This is a genomic window from Methanoregula sp. PtaB.Bin085 (assembly GCF_002067035.1).
GTDB lineage: Archaea > Halobacteriota > Methanomicrobia > Methanomicrobiales > Methanospirillaceae > Methanoregula.
The window spans coordinates 1-23818 of record NZ_MVQB01000024.1 but is presented as its reverse complement, the minus strand read 5'-3'; the positions used below and the strand labels follow the sequence as shown (position 1 = coordinate 23818).

Here is a 23818-nt window from a genome sequence, read left to right as displayed (position 1 = left end):
CCTCTTTCTTTTATGAAATTACCAGCAGGCACTGACGGCGGGACTATTACCAATCCCCGGGACGAGAAATTCTTCGATGAGCTGACTGCGTTCCGGGGAGCGGTTGAAATACGAACCCCGGCGGGAACCGGTTTTATCCTCGTCAACGAGGGAAGACTCATCGCAGCGATGTTCCGGACAGCATCCGGCTCATTCAAAGGGGGGAGCGCTCTCTCCGGCATGACCGCGGACACCGGTGATGAAAACGGTACGCATACCTTCCATCTCAGGAAGTATAATGACGTCGAATTTGAACGGGCGCTTCAGATCTGCAGCGATTCCGGCCTGCTCATCGCTCCTGAGGAACCCGGTCAGCCGGAAACCGCTGCCCCGGAAGAAGCACCGGCAGCCGGAAGTCCCGGGGGATCAGGAGTAACGCGTCAATACCTGGACCAGAGTCATCTGCAGAAGATCCTGAACCAGCCCGGGGTAATTGCCGTTTCTGCATTCTTTGAAGGTTTTCCTGTCCAGTCCATGGGGGATGCCGATTTCGAGCATGTCGCCGCATCAGCTGAGGATTTCATGCGTGCCGGTGTCAAGATTGCAGAGGAGATGAAAGCAGGGCCGCTCGAGCAGATGATTCTCGAGACCAACGAACATAAGTTCATCATTGCACCCTGTGGCGACCTGTTCCTGTGCGTATTCACTACCGCCGACACCCAGCTCGGCCTTATCCGGGTCGTGCTCAAAAGTATCCAGTCCGAATCATTCCGGTAAATTATGTATTGTTCGTAAAATTCAGGAATCTGGAAAGAATTGGGGCAGTTTTCATTTTACAATCATTTTTATATGATAACTATAGTTAATCACGTGTTTGCGGAGAATACATATACTCTGATGTAAATTATCTTTTACCGTAAATAGTACAGAACCAGCATACGGCTCAAAGCGGAGGTTTTCTGACTTGACAAAAGAAGACGACGATACGCTCGAAGATGTTAATTCCCTCATGAAGATGATCGGGGGAAAGAAAAAGGATGCGCCCCAGAGGCCGCAGGTGGCGGAAAAACCCGCACCGGTGGCAGGCGCTCCTTCGCCCGATGCCGGGGACTTCTCGGCACTGATGAAGAAACTGGGGATGGCGAACAAACCCGAGCCTGCACCGCAACCGGCCGCGCGACCAGCCCCGGAACGTGCCCGGCCCGTGATTACCCCCCAGGAACCTGCGGACAGCTTATTCTCTGATACCGAAGAGCCGGCACCGGCCCCCGCGCATCTCCCCCAGCCTCCGCTGGATCTCAGCGGGAAGGATATGCGCGAATCACTCGGCAAGATGCTGGCACGGGGGGCTGCAACCGCCCCTCCGGATACCGAACCTTTGCCGGTGCCGAAAAAGGCATCTCCGTCACCAGTCCGGACAGCTCCGCAGCCGGCACCTGAGGAAGAGATAGTCGAGATTATCGATGAAGATCCCAAGGCAGCACTCCGGAGAGCAAAACCGGCAGCAAAGGCTCCGGCAAAAACCGCCAGGAAAGCTGCAGCCGTTACCGAACCCACGGAAGAGCCGGAGCCTGCAGCGGTATCCGATGGAGACGAGAAGATTGTCAGCGTTGATCAGATCAGCGACCTGTCCGGGCTCATCCTTCCCAAGGGCGCTACCTTCAAGGTTGACGAGATTAACCTTCACGGGCGCATCAACGCGTTCGAAGGTACCGGGGGCGGTGGGCTTCCCGCGGAATTTGCCGAGATCTGGAAGAAGGAGTTCTCCACCGCCGGTTTCAAGGACCTTGATATCGACGAGGAAATCATCACCGAAAAGGTCAGGGCAAAACCCGAGGCAAAGAAATTCGGGCTTGCATCCATATTCAGGGCGATCCGCCCGGAGCTCGAGGAATATGACCCGAAGGTCCACGGGCCGCTTGTCGATCTATCCTTCACCCCCAAGCCCGGAATCGAGGAGATGGAGATGTATCCGGTCAACGAACCGTATGCCTATGTCCGGATTACGTACGACCACTCCACGCACGAATACATGTATCACGTTATCGAGCCCATCCTCTCCGATCCTGAGAAAGATCTCCTGAAGGAGCTGAAAGAACGCCTGTTCGAGACACTGGACATCAATACCAAGGATATCTCAAAGGAAGATGCACGGCAGAAACTGCGTGCTGCTGCCAACGACATCATGGAAGACTTCGGCCTCCGGCTCTCTCCTGTCGAGCGGGAGAAGATCCATTACAATATGTACAAGGACTTCCTCGGAGACGGACTCATCGATCCTATCATGCACGACAAGTATATCGAGGATATCTCCTGCGATGGTGTTCATACTCCGCTGTTCGCTTTCCATTCGAGTTATGAATCGATGAAAACCTCCATCGCCTATCATACCGCTGAAGAACTCGACTCGTTTGTCACAAAACTCGCGCAGCGCGCCGGGAAGTACATCTCCATTGCCGAACCGATTCTCGATGCCACCATGCAGGACGGTTCGCGTATCCAGATGACGCTGGGGCAGGAGGTCACCGCGCATGGTTCGACATTCACCATCCGTAAGTTCAAGGATGAACCGATCACGCCGACCGACCTTATCGAGTGGCATACGTTCTCTCCGCTGGCGATTGCCTACATCTGGCTCTGCGTCGAATCGGGCAAGTCTGCGATCTTTGCCGGCGGGACGGCTTCCGGGAAGACCACATCCCTGAACGCCATCTCCCTGTTTATCCCGCCCATGGCGAAGATCGTATCCCTTGAAGATACCCGGGAAGTCAAGCTCCCGCACCCCAACTGGATCCCGAGCGTTACGCGTGATTCGTTTGATACGGCGGGCCGCGGGGAGATCAACATGTATGAACTCCTGCGCGCTGCAATGCGTCAGCGTCCCGAATACATCATCGTGGGTGAGGTTCGTGGCAAGGAATGCCAGACCCTCTTCCAGGCGATGAGCACGGGCCACGTTACCTATTCCACAACGCACGCGGATTCTGTTGCCAGTGTCGTGCACCGTATCGAGAACCCCCCCATGGACGTACCGCGGAACATGCTCTCCGCGCTGGACTTCATCTGCGTCCAGGTCCAGGCGCGTGTTGGAGGGAAACGTATCAGGAGGAACAAGCAGATCGTCGAGATCCTTGATATCGATCCGCGCACGAACGAACTGATCACCAACGAGGTTTTCAAGTGGCGGTCGGCAACGGACGAGCACTCCTACTCCGGGAAGTCCTACCTCCTTGAAGAGATCATGGAGGCAAAGGGCTGGAGCGATAACCGGATGCGCGAGGAGCTCAAGCGCCGGCAGGAAGTGCTGGAATGGATGAGGATCAAGAAGATCCGCCACTACAAGGACGTGGCAAAGATTCTCATCTCCTACCACCGCGATCCGGAATCGGTTATCGAGAAAGTAAGGAAGGATCTCTATGAATAGTATTGAACGGTTCAGTTTCAATCTGCTTGGCAAACGGATGAAGGCCAAACGGGAAGAGTACTCGCAGCTGAGAAACGACATCATTTCAGCGAGGATGAAGACCCCGTTCGAGGTATATCTTTCCACGGCAGTTGTCTGTTCCGTGGCTGTCGGGCTTTTTGCCGCCCTCGTCATCGGGGCGTTCTCCTGGTTCCTCAAGCTCCCCGCCCTCATCAAGTACAAGGGTGCTGTGCCGGGTTTCCTTGTCGCGCTCACACCCTACAGCCTTGTGATCGGAACGATCTTCATCACGATCTTCTCCCTGATCGTCTTTGGCGGGATCACCTATGCGATCTTCCTGTTCTATCCCAGTGTCGAGGCGGGCAACCGGCGCAGGAACATCGATGCGACCCTGCCCTATGCTATCAACTACGTCACCTCGATGTCTACTGCCGGCATCACGCCCGCGGAAGTATTCCGTCTCCTCGGTGACAGTCCGATTTATGGCGAGAGCCATGTCGAAGCGCGGTATATCGCGCGGGAGATTGATATCTTCGGAAGGGATCTTATCGATGCGCTGCGCCTGGTCTCGTCAAGTACACCAAGCAAACGGATGAAGGAGTTCCTGCAGGGTGCCATGGCGAGCATCTCGAGCGGTGGGAACCTCACGGAATATTTCCGTACGAAAGCCGACCAGTATGCCCTCGAGAACCGCCAGACCCAGAAACTGTTCCTGGATACCCTGGCACTCATCTCGGAATCCTATGTGACGGCAATGGTCGCCGGTACGTTATTCCTTATCATCCTCCAGTCGATCATGTCAGTCCTCTCCGGGGATAATAACCCGTTGTTCCTGTACGCGGTCATCTATATCATGATCCCCCTTGGCAGCGCTGCGTTCGTGATTATGATCAGTTCCCTGACACCGGAGTCCTGAAATGGCGCTGAAAGATATCAAAGACAATCTCCTCAACAAAGGAGAGCATGCCAAGGAACCGGTGAAACCTGCAGATTTGTCCGCCATGGAAGCGGAATTCAACGAGATTACTGCCAAGCTCGAGGCGGATCGCCAGACCCGGGCGGGGCTCGGCCGGTTCATGAAGCACCCCATTGAGGTGCTGACAGAACGGCCGGAGAACATCCTGATCGTCTGTATCCCGCTCGGCCTGCTCTTCTTCTTCGCAGGATCCATCTACATGATTGCCACGTACGGCATGTCGGTCCTTTACAAGACAACAACCATTGATGATTTTGCCGTGTTTGCCGTCCTCATCTGCATTGTGCCGCTCGCGCTCCTTGACTTCAAGGAGCAGTGGCGGGTCAAGAACCTTGAGAATGCCCTGCCGAACTTCTTCCGGGACCTTGCCGGGATGAACGATTCCGGTATGACCCTTCCAAACGCCGTGCATATCGTTGCCACTGCCGAGTACGGGACCCTGACACCGCACATCCGGAAGCTTGACAACGAGATGTCCTGGGGTGTCGGGTTCGTCGAGGCGCTCTACCGGTTCGGGAAAGGTCTCGGAACCAGGCTTGCCGACCGGAGTGTTGACCTGATTGCCAAGGCAAGCAGAGCTGGTGGCGATGTCAGCGAAGTGCTCCGTGCAGCAGCCAAAGACACGTTCGAGGTCGTGAACCTCCAGCAGGAACGCGCGAACAACATGATCATCTACGTTATCATCGTCCTTGTCGCATTCGCCGTGTTCTGTTTTGTTATCGCAATCCTGGTTTCATCGTTCCTGACCACGATGGCAACAGCCGGTGCAACGGCCCAGGCTGCCGGTGCTTCGGGGTTCGGCGGGAAGATTGATCTCTTCCTCTACAAGCGTCTCTTCTCCCATGCGGCAATGCTGCAGGGTTTCTTCTCTGGCCTTGTCGCAGGCCAGATGGGTGAGGGTCGGTTCGTGGCCGGCCTGAAATACTCGGCCATCATGCTCCTCATCGCATGGGTCGTGTTCAGGTTCTTCATCTGAACAACCCCCTTTTTCCGAATCGGATCCTCGTTCTTCTGCAGGAGTATTCCCGATGACGGACCCCTGGACAACTGGTAAAAACGCCCGGCTTATGAAAACGGGAGGTGGTGGGACCGTCTGCTCAATTTTTTTAATAAATCCGGAATGGAACGATCATAATCCGTTTCCGCAGAAATCCATTCCTATGATATACTCAACGAAATTGCAAGGGCACTCCCATCATCCCCCCTGTGGACGTGGCAGCCCAGAACAGCAAGCTCCCGTAACGTCCCTAATCGATCATACTTTGGAATACCCGGAAAAGGTAATGCTCCACGGGGCGAGGGTCGACAGACACCGGGCGCCCGTGGCTCCATCCTAATCTGATATTATACCACCGGGGTTTTTCTCCAGGGCCCAAAAAACCCTGCACAAAAAAGGACAGAAAAATTACGAGATGTTTTCCGTGCTGTATCCCTTGAGGGACAGCAGTTCCTTGACCCGGTCGCGATGATTCCCCTGCAGTTCAATGGAATTGCCTTTTACGGTGCCGCCGCATGCGAGTTTGCCCTTCATATACTTGGAAAGATCCTCGAGATCGATATCGGTTGGATCAAGCCCCTCGATGACGGTCACTTCTTTTCCGTATCGCCGTTTGTTCACTTTGACATTGATCCTCTGCTGTTCCTTTGCTACCTCCTCACAAATACACAGTTCTTTAGGTAGACCACACGTCGGGCAAATCCCACCAATCATTACATCTATCTGTGAGTTTCTCTTTATTTATTACTTGGCATTGCCGGCGGAAAAATTCCCGGATACCCGAAAAAACAGGATCCCTCCGGATTGCACGATCGGGAAAAAGAGTACCTGTTATTATCATCCGGGTCAGAAACTATTGCAGGATATGTCGCTCTTTGTGATGGGAACGTCCTCCCATGTGGGAAAGAGTATCACGGTCGCCGCGATCTGCCGCTGCCTTCTGATGCGCGGTATACCGGTTGCACCGTTCAAGTCCCAGAACATGAGCCTGAACTCGTTCGTGACACCGGATGGTGGCGAGATCGGCATGGCACAGGCCATGCAGGCATCCGCGGCCGGCGTTCACCCTCACACGGACATGAATCCGGTCCTCCTCAAGCCCAAGGGGGACTGTGTCTCCCAGGTCGTGCTGAACGGCCGGCCGTACAAGGATGTCCCGATAACGGAGTATTACCGGGAAACACCGTTCTTGTTACAAAAGGCACTCGAGTCCTTTGCCCGCCTTGCAGATGAATACGGGCAGGTTGTTGTCGAAGGCGCCGGTGGTGCAGCTGAACTGAACCTCTATGATCGGGATATCGCAAACATCCTGCTTGCACGGGCCCTGAAAATTCCGGTGATCCTTGTTGCCGATATCGAGCGGGGCGGGGTTTTTGCGCAGGTGTACGGGACACTGGCACTCCTTCCGGACGATATCAGGCAGCTGGTCCGGGGCATCATCATCAACAAGTTCCGCGGCGATCCTGCGATCTTTGCCACGGGTGTCTCGAGGATTGAGGAACTTTGCGGTATCCCGGTTCTTGGTGTTGTGCCGTACTTCTCACTTCCCCTCCCGAGCGAGGATTCTCTCTCTCTTGGGGATAAACGGCTCCCGGAAAGCGGCGTCCGTATCGCGGTGGTCCGGCTTCCCCGGATTGCGAATTTCACGGATTTCGAGCTGCTCGAGCAGTATGCCTCTGTTGAGTATATACAACCGGGAACATCTCTTGACGGGTACGACTGCATCATCATCCCGGGGACCAAGAATACGGTTGACGATCTTCTCACACTTAGGCAGACAGAGATGGATCGCGAGATTATCCGCGCACGGGAATCGGGTGTCCCGGTCATCGGAATCTGCGGGGGGTACCAGATGCTTGGGAAGACCCTTATTGATGCAGGGTATGAATCTGCCGCAGGAACCTATGAGGGGCTCGGGTTACTTGACTGTACCACCTGCTTTGCAAGCTATGACAAAACCACGACACAGGTAACGCGCAATGCCCGGCCGGTTCCTCCCATCCTTTCGTCAATGGGGAGGGTTACAGGCTATGAGATCCATATGGGGAAGACCGGGACAGGCAGCTGCCGGGAAGCGCTGGAAGGAGACGGTCTTGTCAGCAGCGACGGGCTGGTATTCGGAACGTACATGCACGGTATCTTCCAGAACCCGAACGCCGCAAATGCGCTGCTCTCGTACCTTCATACGAAAAAAGGTCTGCTTTTCGAACCCATACCGGATGCTTCCTGCGATCCGTACGTTTCTCTTGCAGCAGTGTTTGAAGAGCACGTGGACATGGACAGGATTGTCAGGATCCTGAATGAAAAACCCGCGGTTACAACAATAAGGGAATAAAAAAGCAGGATCAGCTGATGATGCTCGTGATGCTGTGAAATCCCTCGCCCTGGCGGTCAGCGCATTTCACGGCATCGGCTTTTGAAAAATCCACCCGCTCAGTCACCCGGCATTTCATGCAGTAGGCAAGCGAGGGGGATTTGACATACTTCCCCCCGACACGGAACTCCCGGCAGTGGATGCAGAACCCGCAGTTCTCTGTCGGCTCTTTTTTTCCGGGCAGGCACTGGACTGTGCCCTTTGTTACCGGCAGGATCCGGTACTCGTCTTCAGCCATGGTATTCTCCCGTCATCTCTGCTGATATCCCGTTTCACCCGTGAGGATATAAAACCGGAGAATCGGGGGCAAAATAGCACTATCATTAAAACGTCCCGGCACGAAAACTGATGCATGAAGGTGTGCATCATGTGCGGTGGCGAGGGAACCCGCCTCCGCCCCCTGACGTTCGAGCGGCCGAAACCCTGTATCCCCATCGTCAACCGCCCGTCCATCCAGCACCTTGTCTCCCACCTCTCGAACATGGGATTCCGGGAGGTCGTGGTCACGCTCGGGTACATGGGATCTGCAATCGAGGACGCACTTGGCGACGGGTCTCTTTTCGGCGTTGAGATGACCTATGTCCACGAGAAGACCAAGCTCGGAACCGCGGGAAGCGTGAAAAATGCACAGAAATATCTTGACGGCCACGATTTTCTTGTCGTTGGCGGCGATCATGTCACCGACCTGAACGTTCTTGAATTTTACCGGGCGCACCAGAAGGAAAAAGCTGCAACATCCATCGGCCTGCTTTCCATCGATGATCCCGGCGAATACGGTATCGCGGAGATCGATGTAAGTTACACGATCCGGAGGTTCAAGGAGAAACCGGCTCCCGGCGAGATCTTCTCGAACCTCGCGAGTACTGGTATGTACATCTGCAATCCCTCGGTATTCGATCACATCCCGCCGAATACGAAGTATGATTTTGCCCGCGACCTTTTCCCGGCCCTCATGGAGAACGGGGAAACGATCAAGGGGTGGCTTGCCCGGGGCAACTGGACCGATGTCGGAAGCCCGCACTCGCTGCGACAGGCAGAGCGCTGGAAACTGCAGGACATTGCGTTTACTGATATTATCGGCAATCTCTCCAGTCACGGTGCACAGGTGAAAGGCCCGGTCCAGCTCGGTGAATCGATCACGCTGGGGAGGAATACGAAGGTGATCGGTCCCGTGGCTATCGGCCAGGGAACATCTATTGGTGATAACGTCCTGATCGGGCCCTACACGAGCATCGGTGACAAATGTATCATCCGGAATAACGTCAAGGTCTTCTCCTCATCGCTCTACAACCGGGTTATTGTCGGCGCGAACAGCACGATCTCGGGAAGTATCATCGACAACGATACCCATATCGGAGAGAAATGCAGCATTGAGAACGATACGGTCATCGGCCCCCGCGTGGTGCTGCGCGACCGTGTGGTCATCCACTCCAAGACCCGGCTCTGGCCGGAGGTTGTCATCGCGGATGGAACCGTGGTCAAGGAGCATGTGCTCAACGAGAAGTTTGACCTGAAATATGATGGTTCGTAATTCTCCCGGCCAGAAGCGGATCTCCTTTTGACCTGTGACAGAAAATCAGGCTCCGAAGGAACATGCATGACCAGGAATTCATACCCAAACAATGAAAATCCCCTGTACGCCGGATATTATTGAGTGTACCCCGCGCCAATGCCCTGGTACGGTATGGCAGGGAAAGACCGGCTTCCGGAAAAAAGGAATTGAAGCCGCCGCGGGGGCGTCCTTCGGGGCGGCGGCCATGTATTACAATCCGGGGGTATGGGGGCATCAGCCCCCGTCATCGGTCGAATAATGTGATTTTCATGGGAAACCCGCACGGTGCGAACTCATTGTAATTTTTACAAAAGTAACTCCTCTCACCTCACGGAACGTTTCCGGAGTGAGAAGGTTGTAAGACCTTTGAACAGGAAAACGGGAGGTCAGTCCCGTTTCACCAGGCGGTGCGTTATCGCAACCAGCGGGTGACGGGCATAATCGAGAATCTGGACATCGTCAAGAGTCTTCAGGTTCATTGCATGGGCGGTCCGTTCCATCCCGAGCTCGATATCCTCCCTTACATCGATGATGTATGCATCGAGCGCTGTTATGCCGAGCCGCTTTGCAGCAACTGCCCGGTGATGACCATCCACGAGTATGGTGCGCCCGGGTCGTTTGACCACGATGATCGGCTCGGCCAGCCCTTTTTTGATCTCGTAAATCCTTCCTTCCAGTTCGTCTTCATAAATCTTCGATTGTGTGGGGAGGAGATCCCGGATAGGGACCGTTCCCCTGTCAAGGTTCGGATCGACGTTGTACAGCTTCTTTAACGTGGTGATGAAATTGAAGACTTTTTCCGGGGAAACATGCTCGATCTGGGACCGGATCACATCTGAATTCGAAATAATGCCGAGCAGATGGTTCTTTTCATCGACAACCGGTAATTTCTGGATGCCGCTTCGGAAAATAACACGTGCAGCATCGTTGATATCCATCTCCGGGTCAGCCACGATCAGGTTCTTCGACATCACCTGTTCGACCGGGGTTGATGGTTGCACGAACAGGAGGTCCCGGGCGGATATGTATCCCACAACAACGCTGTTGTCGATGACCGGGAAACCGTCATGGTGAGTCTGGTGAATTTTATCAATGACATCCTTTGCAGTGCCGCCGATATCAACACTGACGACATCGTAGGTCATATAATCTTTGACCCGTTTCTTGTCCATCATTACTCCTTTAGTGAAAGAGGCATAAAAGACATCGGACAGGGCAGATGGGCCGGGATGCGAACGATACCTCCCGGTGGTTCTCCTCTGCATATCTCCTGATCCCGGAATGGATGCCAGCTGCCGTAGTCAAAACAGGCGCAAGCGGAATGATTTATGACGGTTGGATGAGGATATAATACGGAGGAACTGAAATAATGGGCGAGAAAAAGCAGAAGGAAGAACTAAAGAAGAAGGTGTATCAGGTTTTCATTATCGGTGCCTGTGTCCTGTTTGTTGTTCTTATGATTCTATCCGGCATGGGCTCGCACTGGCTTACGATGTTCACGGTCATCAAGCCCGGCGATACGGTTGTCATCGATTATACAATATACGATGCTGCCGGGGATCCGGTCATGACCTCCAGCCAGCAGGCCTATACCAGGGCTGCCGAGAAGGGCCGGGACATCATCATCTCGAGGCAGCTCTCGATGACGGCAGGCAGGAACCTGACCTCGACCATTTTTCCGGTCATGATCTATACGAGTACCGGCGGGTGGACAACACAGTACGCACTCTTCTCCTCGGAATATGATGCGATTAACCAGCAGCTGGTCGGTATGAGAACCGGTGACCAGAAACGGATAGCGATCCCCAACAGTTCCATAGAACAGGAATGGTCTGCGGCCCAGCTCGCGAACAACAGCGTCAATATCAGTGAACTCAGGACCGGGGAGTTCTTTGCCCTCGGTGTTTCGGATGATCCCTATGGGATGATGAGAAACAATTCCACAACCTATACACGTGTCGGTGAAATAACCCGCAGGACCAACGAGAGCATAGTCGTTGATCTTGGGTATCCCACGGTCGACATCAGTATCGTGTCTATCAACGCGAAAACCTGATTGTCTCTTTTTTTCTTGTATCCCGATGGAAACACGTTGTCTGATCAAAGAGGCATCTTCGTTTTCCAGGAACGGCCAGCCGCAGGGCTGGCATCCATCCGAAGGCCGACGAGTAGAAAGATGAATTAAACCCGGGATCCATAGATCCGCTTCACGCGGTGGGCAACGGTTTTCCAGCCATCCTTGCGCATGAGCGGGCCGTCACGGAGTTTCAGGTGTGTGATCCGGAACTTCTTTTTCGCCACGGTGTAAACTTCCCCGACCACAAACGGCTCTTCGCCATCGCATTCCTTATAGAGGGGGTGGGTATGCCAGCCGTCATGGATCGAGATCTTGACCACAACAGTCTCGATAGCCCGTGTCCAGAGGGTTGTGACAGATGGGGCCTTTGCACGGTTTACCCGCTTTTCACCGCATTCAATGGACGTGATCTCGACGCCGAACGCATCATCGCCGCATTCAGCAACCAGGTGATCGCCAACGGTACATTCGTCCTCTTCTGCAAGCTCGATGCTGCAGACTCTTGATGTGCCTTCGCGGGATACAATTGCCCTGACCTGGAGTGGCCGGGGCTCGCGCTCTTTTTTGATCCGGTGGTGGTGGCCGCAGGCCGTGCACCGTACAAGAAGGTCGCGGGATTCGGCGACAACTTCATGCTCGGTCTCGTCCCTGCATTCAGGACAGCTGGCGGTGATAAACATTGAATATGAATGGCAGCCCTCACATGATAAAGCATGGAGGCGCAGGAGATCATCCGGTGCCGGGGTCACCCCCTGGTCCTTGGCACCCATCCCACAACATTCGAAGTGACGCGTGAGGACCACCTTACAAAAAACGGGAACTGCATCATCGGCATAGCCTCGGATAAGGGATGCGGAGATCTCTCTGAGACGTTCAGGGAAATCCTTTCACATGATGATGCAGTCCTCCTGACGCATCTTGCCTGCGGGAACACTGTCGTGGAAATACGGTCCCGTGGTTCTTCGTCATTCACCCTCGACCACCCGACCGATCTCGTCTGGAGGAAGAGCGCTTTTGTCTGCGGCCGCACGATAGGAATCCTTTCCGATACGGTGGCCAGGACCCTGCCGCGCGAACTTGTTCAATGTCTCGAACGGGGAGAAGAGATGGTCGTTACCCTGACTGTCACGCGTCCCGGCTGAGCATGGTGACCTTCATCTCTGCCTCGGCAAGCAGGGCCTCGCACTGCCGGATAAGCGCGGCACCCTGCTCGTAGAGCTGCATGCTCTCGTCGAGGCTTGTGTTCCCGTCCTCAATCTTTTCAATGATTCGTTTCAGTTCCTCGATCTTCTTCTCATACGTTTCCGTCATGGTCTACACGCTCCACGGCAACGTCGCTGCTGCCGTCATAGAACCGGAGTTTCAGCCGGTCATCCTTATTCAGACCGGCAGTCCCCCTCACAACTCGTCCATTCTTCTCAGCAACACAATACCCCCGGGAGAGAACGGCACGGGGACTCCTCCCCTCCAGGATCGCACGAAGTTCGGCAATATGGAGGCGGTTGCGTTCCAGCCGGGCTGCAAATCCCCGTTCGAGCCTATCAGCAAGGTCTGCCGTTGCCGTTTTCCGCTCATCCAGTCTGCGGAGGAATCGCTGGGGCCTGAGCCGGTCCCGAAGGCTGCAGATCTCTTCTTTTGCCCATGCCACCCTCCCAAGGAGTGAGGAGTTCATCCGGACCCGCAGTTCCTGAAGCTGGAGGGTAAGGACATTCCTGTCCGGAACAACCAGTTCGGCTGCTGCCGACGGGGTGGGTGCCCGGACATCTGCCGCGAGATCGGCGAGTGTCACGTCAACCTCATGGCCGATGGCGCTGACTACCGGAACCGGACAGGCTGCGACGGCCTTGACAACATCGGGATGGTTGAAGGGGAACAGGTCCTCGAAGCTTCCTCCCCCGCGGGCAACGATCACGACATCGACGAGGCCGTCAAGCCGGCGAACGGCCGATGCGATCTGCCGGTGGGCATCCTCTCCCTGCACGGCAGTCGGGGAGATGACGATCTCAAGCGGATATCTCCTCTCCACGACATTCCTGATATCGTGAATGACCGCGCCGGTTTCTGAAGTGACCACACCAATCCGTGCCGGGAACACCGGAAGTGCCCGCTTTCGGCAGGTGTCAAAGAGACCCTGGGCAGCAAGTTCCTTCTTCCACTGCTCGACCAGCAGGTACTTCTCGCCGAGCCCGGCCTTCTCCATTTTCTTTACCTGAAGCTGGTATGCCCCGTGCGGTGCGTACACGGTGACCGACCCGGATACAATAACTTCCATCCCCTCTTCCGGGGTAAATGCGAGCCGGTCGGCATCCGAGCGCCACATCACGCATTTAATGACCGCCGCAGTATTTCCCCCCCCTTTCTCCGAAAGCGAAAAGTACCGGTGGCCACGGCCATGATGCTTATAATTTGTCACCTCGCCCCTGACCCTGATGTCCTGCAGCCGCTGGTCGTCAAGGAGTTCTGCAATGATGGCCGAGAGTTCGGAGACAAGAAGCGGGGCCGCTGGTTTCCCTTGCGGCTCGTCCGGGGTATTGAACCAGTCCATCAACAACTATTAGGATAAAACCGCATATCAAATTAGAGGGTTATGGGGTCGTTTGCCGTATCCAGCATGTTCTTCCACGAGTATACGACTCCCGAGATCTTCCGCTATGTTTCACGCTCGGGCCTTGACGGCATCGAGTACTGGCTCGAGACCCCGCATTTCTGGCTGCGGGATCTTCCTGCTGGAGAAGTGATCTCCTGCAGGGAACAGCACCCGGAGATCCGGACCCTTACGGTCCACGCACCCATCCTTGACCTGAATCCCTGTTCGATCAACCCTGATGTGGCTGAGGTTTCGATAGGGTACGCTGTCCGCTCGGCTGCCATCGCGGAACGGCTGGGGGCTTCCATTCTCACGGTCCACCCGGGCAGGCGGACGGCAAAGCGTCCGCCGGGAGAAGCAGATTATGCCCGGTTCGGACGGTACCTTTCCGCCCTTCGCACGGTTGCGACTCAAAACTGCCTGAAAATCTGTATGGAGAATATGGAACCCGCGGTAAACTCGTTCCTCTGCACACCGGAGCGTGTCCGGCAGCTGCTGGACGATGAGCCCTGGCTTTTCTTTACGCTCGATGTTGCCCATGCCCTTGCAGCATCCGATGACGAACCATTCCGCTATATCGGGCTCTGTCATGACCGTCTGGCAAACGTACATATCAGCCGGAAGGAGGGGAAGAGGTTACACCTTCCGCTCGACCAAAATCCGCTGATGGTAAAGGTCATCCATGCCCTGAAAGATGCCAGATATACCGGGCCGCTGACGCTCGAGATCGACGATCTGAATTTACCGCATCACCTGACCGCCGATGAGAAGATCGCCATCCTGTCGCACGACCGGGCGTTCATGCATGAATGTCTGCGATGAGCGCTGGGTTTATTACATCAGTTTCCGAATATACTGGTAACACTTTCAGTCGGAATTATCTGCGTGCCCCCGCACGTTGTGAAACACAATGATAGAAAACGCTTTCCAGATCTTCCTTTTCATACTCTGTGTCCTCCTGTCAGCATTTTTTTCGAGTTCGGAAGTTGCTCTCATATCGATAACCCGGGCAAAGGTCCGCACACTCGATAACGAGAACCGGGTAGGATCGCATGCTCTCGTTGCGCTGAAGGAATCTCCCGAGCATCTTCTTATAACGATCCTGATCGGGAACAATATCGTGAATATCGGTGCTGCATCGCTTGCAACTGCGATCGCGATCCAGATGTTTGGTGATGTCGGCATAGGCATCGCAACCGGTTTTGTTGTTATCGTCCTTCTCGTCTTCGGCGAGATCGGGCCGAAGATCTATGCGAGCCGGGCTTCTGACTCATTTGCCCTCGCCGTTGCACCGGTCATCTTTCTCCTCTCAAAACTGTTCTTCCCCCTTATCTGGATCATGGACCGGGTAACACCGAAACTCGGCATCGGCAAGGATAGTTCCGAACCCGCGGTCACGGAAGAAGAGATCAAGGAATGGATCGATGTGGGAAAGGAGGAGGGGACCATCGAGCCCGAGGAACAGGATATGCTCTACTCGGTCCTTGAGTTCGGCGACACGACAGCACGGGAGATCATGACACCCCGCGTCAACGTGGTTGTCATTCAGGATACGATATCGTTCGAGGATGCAATACGGATCTTCAACGAGACCGGGTTCTCACGCATTCCGGTCTATCACGGCCAGATCGATAACATCACGGGTATCCTGAATGTCAAGGATGTCTTCTCCGCCATGGTCTCGCACCGGAAGGATTCGACCGTCCGTGAGGTTATGTACGATCCCATGTTCGTTCCAGAGACCAAAAAGATCGACGACCTGCTGAAGGAACTCAGGATACACCGGGTCCAGATGGCCATCGTCATTGACGAGTACAGCAGTTTTGTCGGTATTGTCACGGTCGAGGACATCCTCGAGGAGCTTGTCGGAGATATCCTCGACGAGTTCGACAAGGAGGAACCCGGGGTTCAGGAACTTGCCCCGGGTGTCCACGTTGTCGACGGCCAGATGTGGGTCGAGGAGATTAACGATACCATGGGGCTTGCCCTGCCGGCAAGCGAGTCCTATGAGACCATCGGCGGGCTTATCATCGACCGTCTCGGGCATATCCCGCAGCACCCCGGTGAAAAGGTTGAGATCGATGACGGCCGGATAACCCTTGTGGTCATGCAGATGCACGGCCGGCGCATCGTCAAGGTAAAGATCGTGAACCATGCTGCCCATGCTGATGGCCCGGGGCAGGCAGACAGTGCAGATCAGGGGAAGAGATGAAGAAACGCATCGCGGTGCTCGCTTCGGGCAGGGGTTCGAACTTCCAGGCGGTGATCGAAGCTATCGCAGCAGGCCGGATCCCTGCAACCTGTGTGGCACTCATCACCGACAATCCGAAAGCCTTTGCCATTGAACGGGCAGGGAAAGCCGGTGTCCCGGTCACCGTCCTTGATTATACCACTTTTGCGTCCAGGGCAGAATACGAAACTGCCCTCCTCGCTGCCATGAAAAAAACACGGGCAGATCTCTATGTGCTTGCAGGGTATATGCGGATCCTCGGGCCCGGGATCGTCCGTTCATTCCCGCAGAAGATAATAAATATCCATCCTGCCCTGCTCCCGAGTTTCACCGGCCTTCACGGCCAGCGTCAGGCCGTTGAGTATGGCGTGAAGGTCTCCGGGTGCACGGTGCATTTCGTTGACGAGAACCTGGACTGCGGTCCCATCATCCTCCAGAAATGCGTGCCGGTTCTCCAGGACGATGACGAGGATGCGCTTGCCGACAGGATCCTTGTTGAAGAACACAGGTGTTACCCGGAAGCGATACGCCTCTTCTGCGAGGGAAGACTGGAAATCACCGGCAGGACCGTCCGGATCCGCTGAATCCAATGAGGATCCCGATACAGGATGGTGTCTGGTTATTGCAATGGTCACTACGGTTTTTTTTACACGGGACATCCATAGTACGCACAACCGGATCCCGGCAGGTGTATCGTGAAGGAGCGTTCGAAGACTCCCGCCACAAAACAGGTGGCAAGGGAACGGATCAGTATCCTGTTTGAGCAGGCGCGTCTGGCCTTCCCCGAGCATCCGGAACGGAGCAACCGCTATGTTGCAATCGCCCGCAGGATCGCCATGCGCCAGCGGGTCAGGGTTGACCGCGGGTTCCGCCGCCAGTTCTGCCACCACTGTTACGCATTTCTCGTGCCGGGAAAGAACATGCGGGTACGGGTGCACCGGGGGAATATCGTGATAACCTGCCTGGAGTGCAAAAAAAAGACCAGGATACGCGTGGTGAGATCAGATGGACAGTGACGACCGGTCAATGCAGGACCTCAAGCCGACGGTCTGGATAGGCAAGCAGGGCTGCAGCGGGACCATGATTGAAGAGATTGCATCCCAGCTGAAAAAGCGGAAGCTGATAAAAGTGAAATGGCTGCAGAACGCCGAGGTCGACCCGGCAGCCGTTGCAGCAGAGGCCAATGCCATTCTTGTCGGGGTAAGGGGCAGGACCATGATCCTTGCGGAAAAGGGCAGGACCCCCCCAAAAACACCGGCGAAATCTCCGGGCACCGCAAGGTCCCGGGTGATCGGGAAACTGAAACCGGTAAAGAAAAAAGAATAAGAAACGGCTCTGGAGAAATCCCTTCCTGCAACGCACTCAGTGGAATTGCGAGGGTGATCCCCTCTCTCCCCCGGAGGGGGAGGCAGCCCAAGGGGGCAAGCTCCCTTGGCCCCCGTATTCTATCATTTTTTTGATACCCGGATAAGCTCATGATCCACGGGGCGAGGGTCGACAGCCCCCGGGCGCCCGTCGTCCCATCCCAATCTGTTGCCACATCCCGGGAGGTTTTCTGCAGAGCCTGAGAAACAAATTCTCACCCTCCGCTGTATCCGGCTGATGAACATTCCTCACTTTTTTCACCGTCGGCGAAACCGCCTGTGGAAATATATAAGAACCCTCCTGTCCTATAAGTTAAGACTGTTATTTCATTATCAACAGTAGAGGTATCAGATGACGACTGTATACGATGTCCCCCCGGACCATATCATCCGCAGGGCTGCCGAGGAGCTCAAGAAGCGGAAGGAGATCGTTCCCCCCGCATGGGCTGCCTTTGCAAAGACGGGCGTGCACAAAGAGATGCCCCCCGAAGATCCCGACTGGTGGTTTACCCGGGCTGCAGCAGTACTGAGACGCGTCTATGTAGACGGCCCGCTGGGTGTCGAACGGATGCGGAGTTTCTATGGCGGCAACAAGAACCGCGGTTCCAAGCCCAACGCGTTCCGCAAGGGCAGCGGCTCGATCCTCCGTAAGTCCCTCCAGCAGCTCGAGGCTGCCGGCCTTATCATACACGACAAGACCGGGCGCCGGGTATCTGCTGAGGGCATGAAGTTCCTTGACAACCTCTCGCAGGAAGTCAAAAAGAACCCGCCTGCACCGGTCCCCAAGCGCGTCAAGCCCGTAGCTGAAGAGCCCAAGAAGGCCGAAGGCAGGAAGGGCGGCAAGCAGAAGGGCGAGAAGGCCCCGGCAGCTGAAGGTGCCGAGGGCGGCAAGGCTGAGAAGAAGCCGGCAGCCAAGAAAGAGAAGGCTGAAGGCAAGAAAGCAGATAAAGCAGAAGCACCCCAGTGAGGTGTACCAATGGGAGACGACGAGCTGGCAGAACTCCGCAGGCGCAGGATGGCACAGCTGCAGCAGCAGGCCGGTGACCAGCAGGCAATGCAGGAAGAGCTCGAGCGGCAGCAGCGGCTGAAATCCCAGATCCAGATGGTGCTCATGCAGATTCTCGAGCCCGATGCACGGGAACGGCTGAACACCATCAAGCTGACCAAGCCCGAGTTTGCCGGTGCGGTCGAGCAGCAGCTGGTTGCCCTCGCACAGAGCGGGCGGCTCCAGAAGAAGATTACCGATGCACAGCTCAAGGAGCTGCTCCGGCAGCTCGCGCCCCAGAAGCGGGATTACTCCATCACACGACGATAATGAAAGCTGGAGTGCTGTACAGCGGCGGAAAGGACAGTTCCCTTGCATCCATCATGCTGGGTACGTATTACGAGGTCGAACTCAACACGTTCGTGTTCGACCCGCTCCGCCAGATCCCGCAGCTGGAGGCTGCGGCGCGTGCACTGGGCTATCCCCTGAAAAAACGGGTATTTCCGGAAGGAATGCTGAAGAACATGGCCGACCTGGTGATTGCCAAGGGGTATCCGAATGATGCCATCAACGCAGTCCACCTGGCAGCCGTTGAATCGCTCGCCGCGGAGTATGACGTGGTCGGGGACGGCACACGGTTCGATGACCGGGTCCCGATGCTCCCGCGCGAGACCGTCCAGAGCCTGATGGACCGGACCGGGTGCTCGTACGTGCGGCCCCTGCTCGGGATCCCCAGGCGCGAAATCGACCGTCTGGCAGACCGGTTCCTTGTCGTTCAGTACGGGGAGACCGGGTCGATCCGGAACGGTGATTACGAGAAAGAGATACGGGATGCGATCAAGGCCCGCGGGTCCGATCCAGCGTCCCTGTTTCCGGCGCATCACGAGCAGTCACTGGTCGTGGGCAGGAAAGCATAAGTGAGTTGGTGACAACATGAGCAAACTAAGCAAAGGCAGGAAGATACGGCTGGCGAAGGCATGCGACCAGAACCGGCGCGTACCCCAGTGGGTAATGGTCAGGACCAAGCGCGGTGTTGTTTCGCACCCGAGAAGGCGCAACTGGCGCAAGAGCACGCTGAAGGTGTAAGCCATGGCAGAGAACATGCAGGAGCACATTTATATCATCCCCCTGCGGGATGCACGGCGGATGCCCCGCTGGAAGCGGAGCAACGGCGCGATCAAGGATATCAGAAAATTCCTTGCCAAGCACATGAAAAGCGAGGATGTCAAGCTCGACAAGGGTATCAACGAGATGGTCTGGAGCCGGGGTGCCGAGAAGCCGCCGTCAAAGATCCGGGTCCGTGCCATGAAGATGGAGGACGGGCAGGTTCAGGCAGAACTTGCACCGGAATCGTAGATGGAACGCACGATCACGTTTGCAGGCGACCCGAATATCGGGGTATTTGCCAGGGTGCTGGGCGACATCGCTATCGTTCCCCCTGAGTCACCGGAGGAATTCAAAAGTGCTGTCCGGGATGCCCTGAACGTAACGCTTGTCGAGACCACGATCCAGGGAAGTTCCATCATCGGTTCCCTGGTCGCCGGCAACAGCCGCGGCGTTGTGGTTTCGGGACTGGCAACTGAAGAAGAGGTCGACAGGCTTGCGGAACACCGCGAGGTTCTGCTGCTGACCGAATCGATGAATGCAGCCGGCAACGTGATCATGGCAAACGACACCTTTGCCGCGGTTCACCAGGATATGCCTACCGAGCTTTCGCAGGTCATTGGTGAGTTCCTCGAAGTGGAGGTAATCCACCTGACCCTTGGCGGTGTGAAGACCGTCGGTATGGCCGGTGTTGCCACCAACAAAGGGGTTATCGTACACCCCCGTGCTACCGAGCGGCAGATCTCCCAGCTTGAGGAGGTAGCAAAGGTACCGGTTGGCACGGGATCGGTCAACATGGGCGGTGCGCTGGTCGGTACTGGCCTCCTGGTCAACGAACAGGGCTACCTTGCCGGCAATGCCACGAGCGGTTTTGAACTGGGCAGGATTGAAGACGTATTTGGTTTTCTGGAGTAAGTAACATGGCAGAACAGAAGTTTGAAGTGAAAGGAACATTTTTAATGGGCGAGGACTGGATGCCGTACACGAAAGTGGTCGAGGCACCCAACGAGAACCAGGCAAAGGAACGAACCCTTGCCGTCATCGGCAGCAAACACAACCTGAAACGGCGCTATATCAAAATAGATGCTGTCAGGGCTGTGTAAGGCCGGAATTTTTTTCCTTGTTCCTTTTCTTAATTGTAAGAATATCCGGGCAGAATTTTTTGTCAGGGAATTGTTTATTGGCTATTGCGTGAATTCTGCCGGGGCAGTCGTTTGCCGATGCACATGCTTCCGGCAACTCCAAGGACCTCCTGATTGGATGACAAATCCTCATGTTTTTATCATACACTCTGTCTAAAATAAATCGCACAACATGACGGCTGATCCCGAGATGGGCTGGCCATTCTTGCACCAACCGCCTGAGATGTAAAAAAAATTCAGGTATATCGGATACAATCGGCGTTGCAGAAAAACCCGGGGCTGGTTGCCGTCCTCTAGTCATCACAAATACCCTGCGTCATATTCAGGATGTGATGTGGATAACCATTATCAAGGCTGTAGAAAAAAGGGGGCACGGTACGAAATCCGCTGGATCAACTCTCCCGGTATACGATATCGCCTGTGTGGACGCGATCAATCACCTTGATACCGATGTCCTGCCCTTTATCGGCTTCCCGAATCGGGATGTGTTCGATCTCCATTGAAGTGACGGCCTGGTGCAGGTCATCATGCGGACCGCGGATGTGGATCCGGTCGCCCCGGGCAATATGGCCTTCCAGGACGACGGCAGCGACACTGATCTTCGGATAGTAGTGGATCACCCTTCCTATCATCGTCTCCATCATCAACTCCCTCCAGACAAGAGACTGATACCGGGTGTAAAAAGATAAACTTTGTCCCTGCGGAAAGTATCTTTGGAGTCAATCCTGTTTTTCCAAGGGAAAAACCATGACGGTTCGGAAATTCGTTCCGGTTTTATAGCGTGAAATTGAAAATTATTACAGTCTTGAAATTTTTAAAGGGTTTGTAATAAAAAAGCCGGTGAAAATTTTCTCTGGTGTGATACGATTTAATTCACCTACCCTCCGACTCCTGAATTCTTCAACAGTCGTTGCTATTGCCGGAGGGCTCCGGCTGAATATTGCATTCCTCCTTGCCTCTGCGGAGATCCACATCTCAGAGTATATCGCATTTACCCTCATAATCTATGCAACCTACACCCTCGATCGCGCTCTTGACTGTAAAGAAGATATCATTAACAAGAGCGAATTCATCGGTGCTGACGGCAATACCGCTATCCTGGTATGCACCATTGCATTCATTGCCGGAACAATCCTCCTAGCGATGGATGGGATCCTTCTTGCGCCGTTCTTTCCCTTCATCGTCGGGTATGTTTACACGCGGGGAATACGGGTAGGTCGCTGTCACCTGAGGCTGAAAGGCGGTGCCGGTATGAAGAATTTCATCATCGGAGTTACGTGGGGCGGAACGATAGCTCTTATCGTCAGCCGCTGGTGCAATGTTGCCATAACGGTTCTTGTCATCTTCCTTTTTTATACGATCAAACTGTTCATAACGTCCTGTATAAACGATTTCAAGGATGTCCGTGGGGATCTTGCAGCCGGGATCCGGACATTACCCGTATCTCTTGGTGAGAGAACGACCAAGGAAGTCCTGCTGCTCATGAACATCGTTCTCCATTGCATCATGATCTATGCCGTATTCTATCGGATCATCGGGAACGAATGGGTCATTCTTGTGTATAGTCTGATTATCAATACCTCGTTCCTTATTGTTTACTCGTCGTCTTTCGAACAGTGTTCCCAGCTGTTCCTGCGGAGGATGCGGTGGATAGTCATTTACTGGGAATCGGCGATAAGTCTTGCACTGCGGGCGGGGGTTGCTGCCTAATCCGGGTTCTTAATGTTATCAGATTGTTCCCTGAAGAATGAAAAGATCCGCTCACCCCAGCATAATGCCGAGTTATCGGTGCTTGTCACATCATGTTTTGAGTCAAAAATATCTGAATTGTAGAAAAGCGAGAGAGAAAAATAAGAATCCGTCACGGCAAATGAAAACTTCAGGTTTTCCCTGCATACGTAGAGTGACGCATTCGCACAACCAAGATACTGTTCAAGGAGATCCGGGTAGTTTTCTGATACAATCTTGTATACATTCGGCGTGAAGATCAGCGATGAGGGCACCCCAGTTTTCGCAAGCGTTGTAAAGAATTCCGGAAATTTCGGGTGGACGGTATGTGAGATACCTTTAATCGATTTTGCAGAAGAGATGTTCCGGAGGAACGGATTGATATTAAAGAGATCCTCATCCGGAACTTCAATAATCCGGTAATCCCCCAGATCTGCGATATCGATCAGAAGCTCGTACGGGAGAACACCGATATTATGTTCTTCCCAGAATTTCCGGTTCCGATCGAAGATCTCCATCGTCCTGATGAGGGGTTCCATATGAGTGGCGAGCACTTTTCCCATCGGTGTAAGCGATAACTTCCGCCGGTCGCGTTCTATCAGTTTCTCTTCCTCAAGAATCTTGATCTGGGGGAGCATGCCGGTTGAGGTGACCTTCAGTATCTGTTTGATGTCATCCCATTCCCGGGGGCCTTTGTTCAGGAGCATCAGGAGGTTGCGTCGTTTGTCCGATGCTGATATGATATTGAGGAGTTCGTTCATAATCTTGCGTAAATATACCAGTGTGATTGTACCACTGCAAGAAAAACCCTCTGAAATTGTTTTTTTATCTATACCTCAGTATATTGTGATATCTTGATAATAATCATCAGGATTTCCAGAATACTCCCTTTTTATGCGCGATACAAGATCAACAAGATTATGTTGCTGCAGTTCCTCCTAACTGCATCCAATCCAACCGGTTTTCTTTTTTTTCCTGACTGCGATCCCTGTGCCGGGGCGAAAACAGATACAGAATTACTATGTCATTAAAAATTTTAATACCATTAAAATCGTCCGACGGATAGCAATATACTATCTCTCTGCCGATATAGTGTCGGAGTAGCGATCCCCTGAACGTGCATCACATCCACACATCACACAAAATCGATCGCATACTCCCCCAATCTCACAACACTCTCTCCTTGACCCGATACCCTGGATACAAGGACTGCTGGCAGATATCATGAAGTTTACGGGATGCGGAGATAACATCAACGGACCGGGTACGGACAGATCCCTGTGCTGTCAGTTCCCTGTG

The 23818-nt window shown here is 54.4% G+C and carries 29 protein-coding genes; 21 read left to right on the top strand and 8 right to left on the bottom strand.

What is annotated here, in order from left to right:
- Positions 1–12 precede the first annotated feature (12 nt).
- The 4 genes from A4E33_RS04605 (at position 13) to A4E33_RS04590 (ending at position 5355) form a co-directional block, all read left to right on the top strand.
- Entirely contained in the window at positions 13–756 is a 744-nt protein-coding gene (locus A4E33_RS04605) for a roadblock/LC7 domain-containing protein (protein WP_292346511.1), read from the top strand.
- Between the two features lie 187 nt (positions 757–943).
- Positions 944–3403 carry a type II/IV secretion system ATPase subunit gene (locus A4E33_RS04600; protein ID WP_292346510.1) on the top strand — a complete coding sequence of 820 codons (2460 nt, stop codon included), beginning with the start codon at positions 944–946 and terminating at the stop codon, positions 3401–3403.
- On the top strand, positions 3396–4319 hold the full coding sequence (locus A4E33_RS04595) for a type II secretion system F family protein (protein WP_292346509.1): 924 nt from the start codon (positions 3396–3398) through the stop codon (positions 4317–4319). Before A4E33_RS04600 ends, A4E33_RS04595 begins: the two co-directional genes overlap by 8 nt.
- 1 nt (position 4320) lies before the next feature.
- On the top strand, positions 4321–5355 hold the full coding sequence (locus A4E33_RS04590; RefSeq protein WP_292346508.1) for a type II secretion system F family protein: 1035 nt from the start codon (positions 4321–4323) through the stop codon (positions 5353–5355).
- 429 nt (positions 5356–5784) lie between these two features.
- Here A4E33_RS04590 and yciH read toward each other — a convergent pair whose 3' ends face one another.
- Positions 5785–6090, bottom strand: a complete 306-nt coding sequence (gene yciH, locus A4E33_RS04585; protein WP_292346507.1) for a stress response translation initiation inhibitor YciH — start codon at positions 6088–6090, stop codon at positions 5785–5787.
- A gap of 151 nt (positions 6091–6241) precedes the next feature.
- On the opposite strand from yciH, the gene A4E33_RS04580 reads away from it, so the two are divergent.
- On the top strand, positions 6242–7711 hold the full coding sequence (locus A4E33_RS04580) for a cobyric acid synthase (protein ID WP_292346506.1): 1470 nt from the start codon (positions 6242–6244) through the stop codon (positions 7709–7711).
- A gap of 10 nt (positions 7712–7721) precedes the next feature.
- Here the strand turns inward: A4E33_RS04580 and A4E33_RS04575 are convergent, their stop codons facing one another.
- The gene (locus tag A4E33_RS04575; RefSeq protein WP_292346505.1) at positions 7722–7988 is read right to left on the bottom strand and encodes a hypothetical protein; all 267 of its coding nucleotides are present in this window, start codon (positions 7986–7988) and stop codon (positions 7722–7724) included.
- A 114-nt stretch (positions 7989–8102) separates the two neighbouring features.
- On the opposite strand from A4E33_RS04575, the gene A4E33_RS04570 reads away from it, so the two are divergent.
- The gene (locus tag A4E33_RS04570) at positions 8103–9281 is read left to right on the top strand and encodes an NDP-sugar synthase (RefSeq protein ID WP_292346504.1); all 1179 of its coding nucleotides are present in this window, start codon (positions 8103–8105) and stop codon (positions 9279–9281) included.
- 407 nt (positions 9282–9688) lie between these two features.
- On the opposite strand, the gene A4E33_RS04565 is transcribed toward A4E33_RS04570, so the two are convergent.
- The gene (locus A4E33_RS04565; protein WP_292346519.1) at positions 9689–10474 is read right to left on the bottom strand and encodes a CBS domain-containing protein; all 786 of its coding nucleotides are present in this window, start codon (positions 10472–10474) and stop codon (positions 9689–9691) included.
- 197 nt (positions 10475–10671) lie between these two features.
- Between A4E33_RS04565 and A4E33_RS04560 the strand changes: the two genes are divergently transcribed.
- Positions 10672–11358, top strand: coding sequence for a hypothetical protein (locus tag A4E33_RS04560; protein ID WP_292346503.1), 687 nt, complete (start codon positions 10672–10674; stop codon positions 11356–11358).
- 125 nt (positions 11359–11483) lie between these two features.
- Here the strand turns inward: A4E33_RS04560 and A4E33_RS04555 are convergent, their stop codons facing one another.
- Positions 11484–12059: an HVO_0476 family zinc finger protein gene (locus A4E33_RS04555; RefSeq protein WP_292346502.1), complete on the bottom strand. Its 576-nt coding sequence runs from the start codon at positions 12057–12059 to the stop codon at positions 11484–11486.
- A gap of 33 nt (positions 12060–12092) precedes the next feature.
- Between A4E33_RS04555 and A4E33_RS04550 the strand changes: the two genes are divergently transcribed.
- Positions 12093–12521: a DUF371 domain-containing protein gene (locus A4E33_RS04550; RefSeq protein ID WP_292346501.1), complete on the top strand. Its 429-nt coding sequence runs from the start codon at positions 12093–12095 to the stop codon at positions 12519–12521.
- On the opposite strand, the gene xseB is transcribed toward A4E33_RS04550, so the two are convergent.
- Positions 12505–12690, bottom strand: coding sequence for an exodeoxyribonuclease VII small subunit (gene xseB, locus A4E33_RS04545; protein WP_292346500.1), 186 nt, complete (start codon positions 12688–12690; stop codon positions 12505–12507). The genes A4E33_RS04550 and xseB overlap by 17 nt on opposite strands.
- Positions 12674–13924 (bottom strand): exodeoxyribonuclease VII large subunit, encoded by a 1251-nt coding sequence (gene xseA / locus A4E33_RS04540; protein ID WP_292346499.1) that lies wholly within the window; start codon positions 13922–13924, stop codon positions 12674–12676. Before xseA ends, xseB begins: the two co-directional genes overlap by 17 nt.
- 42 nt (positions 13925–13966) lie before the next feature.
- Here xseA and A4E33_RS04535 point away from each other — a divergent pair, with 42 nt between their 5' ends.
- The 12 genes from A4E33_RS04535 to rpl18a all read left to right on the top strand — a co-directional run bounded on the left by A4E33_RS04535 (position 13967) and on the right by rpl18a (position 20752).
- Positions 13967–14788: a sugar phosphate isomerase/epimerase gene (locus tag A4E33_RS04535; RefSeq protein WP_292346498.1), complete on the top strand. Its 822-nt coding sequence runs from the start codon at positions 13967–13969 to the stop codon at positions 14786–14788.
- A gap of 88 nt (positions 14789–14876) precedes the next feature.
- The gene (locus tag A4E33_RS04530; protein ID WP_292346497.1) at positions 14877–16178 is read left to right on the top strand and encodes a hemolysin family protein; all 1302 of its coding nucleotides are present in this window, start codon (positions 14877–14879) and stop codon (positions 16176–16178) included.
- Positions 16175–16780, top strand: a complete 606-nt coding sequence (gene purN, locus A4E33_RS04525; RefSeq protein WP_292346496.1) for a phosphoribosylglycinamide formyltransferase — start codon at positions 16175–16177, stop codon at positions 16778–16780. Before A4E33_RS04530 ends, purN begins: the two co-directional genes overlap by 4 nt.
- 111 nt (positions 16781–16891) lie before the next feature.
- Complete coding sequence (locus A4E33_RS04520) at positions 16892–17212, top strand: ribonuclease P protein component 4 (RefSeq protein WP_292346495.1); 321 nt, start codon at positions 16892–16894, stop codon at positions 17210–17212.
- Positions 17202–17522 (top strand): YhbY family RNA-binding protein, encoded by a 321-nt coding sequence (locus A4E33_RS04515; protein WP_292346494.1) that lies wholly within the window; start codon positions 17202–17204, stop codon positions 17520–17522. The genes A4E33_RS04520 and A4E33_RS04515 overlap by 11 nt, the downstream gene beginning before the upstream one ends.
- A 390-nt stretch (positions 17523–17912) precedes the next feature.
- A complete protein-coding gene (locus A4E33_RS04510) occupies positions 17913–18527 on the top strand; it encodes a 30S ribosomal protein S19e (RefSeq protein WP_292346493.1) in 615 nt (204 codons plus the stop codon).
- A 9-nt stretch (positions 18528–18536) separates the two neighbouring features.
- Positions 18537–18875, top strand: a complete 339-nt coding sequence (locus A4E33_RS04505) for a DNA-binding protein (protein ID WP_292346492.1) — start codon at positions 18537–18539, stop codon at positions 18873–18875.
- Positions 18875–19462: an alpha hydrolase gene (locus A4E33_RS04500; RefSeq protein ID WP_292346491.1), complete on the top strand. Its 588-nt coding sequence runs from the start codon at positions 18875–18877 to the stop codon at positions 19460–19462. The genes A4E33_RS04505 and A4E33_RS04500 overlap by 1 nt, the downstream gene beginning before the upstream one ends.
- A 16-nt stretch (positions 19463–19478) precedes the next feature.
- The gene (locus A4E33_RS04495; RefSeq protein WP_292346490.1) at positions 19479–19631 is read left to right on the top strand and encodes a 50S ribosomal protein L39e; all 153 of its coding nucleotides are present in this window, start codon (positions 19479–19481) and stop codon (positions 19629–19631) included.
- Between the two features lie 3 nt (positions 19632–19634).
- Positions 19635–19901: a 50S ribosomal protein L31e gene (locus tag A4E33_RS04490; protein WP_292346489.1), complete on the top strand. Its 267-nt coding sequence runs from the start codon at positions 19635–19637 to the stop codon at positions 19899–19901.
- Positions 19902–20564: a translation initiation factor IF-6 gene (locus tag A4E33_RS04485; RefSeq protein ID WP_292346488.1), complete on the top strand. Its 663-nt coding sequence runs from the start codon at positions 19902–19904 to the stop codon at positions 20562–20564.
- A gap of 5 nt (positions 20565–20569) precedes the next feature.
- Positions 20570–20752, top strand: a complete 183-nt coding sequence (rpl18a, locus tag A4E33_RS04480) for a 50S ribosomal protein L18Ae (RefSeq protein ID WP_292346487.1) — start codon at positions 20570–20572, stop codon at positions 20750–20752.
- 431 nt (positions 20753–21183) lie between these two features.
- On the opposite strand, the gene A4E33_RS04475 is transcribed toward rpl18a, so the two are convergent.
- Positions 21184–21435: a hypothetical protein gene (locus tag A4E33_RS04475; RefSeq protein ID WP_292346486.1), complete on the bottom strand. Its 252-nt coding sequence runs from the start codon at positions 21433–21435 to the stop codon at positions 21184–21186.
- Between the two features lie 214 nt (positions 21436–21649).
- On the opposite strand from A4E33_RS04475, the gene A4E33_RS04470 reads away from it, so the two are divergent.
- Positions 21650–22501 (top strand): UbiA family prenyltransferase, encoded by an 852-nt coding sequence (locus A4E33_RS04470; protein WP_292346485.1) that lies wholly within the window; start codon positions 21650–21652, stop codon positions 22499–22501.
- On the opposite strand, the gene A4E33_RS04465 is transcribed toward A4E33_RS04470, so the two are convergent.
- Positions 22498–23280 (bottom strand): winged helix-turn-helix domain-containing protein, encoded by a 783-nt coding sequence (locus A4E33_RS04465; protein WP_292346484.1) that lies wholly within the window; start codon positions 23278–23280, stop codon positions 22498–22500. The two genes, A4E33_RS04470 and A4E33_RS04465, sit on opposite strands and share 4 nt — an antisense overlap.
- Positions 23281–23818 lie beyond the last annotated feature (538 nt).